This is a genomic window from Dellaglioa sp. CoH-57-MRSF-19, from assembly GCF_056781975.1.
Genome location: NZ_JBXAXW010000247.1, coordinates 1 through 289, shown reverse-complemented (window position 1 = coordinate 289; position 289 = coordinate 1). Strand labels below are relative to the sequence as shown.

Annotated in this window: 1 protein-coding gene; it reads right to left on the bottom strand. The window is 58.5% G+C overall.

Features of this window, described 5'->3' with window-relative positions; all coding sequences use genetic code 11:
- The coding region (locus AC1RO3_RS09110) for a hypothetical protein (protein ID WP_481764099.1) at positions 1–289 on the bottom strand (289 nt) is incomplete at both ends.

Sequence of the window (289 nt, the reverse complement as noted above, 5' to 3'; positions counted from 1 at the left end):
CTTCAGGATCGCGCGGCCGACAGTAGAGGACTGGAATTTTTCCGGCTCCATCGAACAGATGATCCACGTCGTATCCTTGGATGGTTCCTCCAGAGGCTTGAGCACGGCCTGTGCGGCCTGTGCGTTCGACAGCCATTGCTGCGCCTCGTCGATGACGATGAATCGGCGCTTGCTCATGGCCCGGAATTTCGACAGCTTTTCGAGGTCGCGCACGTCGTCGATGCCCTTTTGGGTTGCCGCGTTCAGCTCCTTATAGTCGCCTTGTTTCTCGACCGGCTTCCCGTTGACC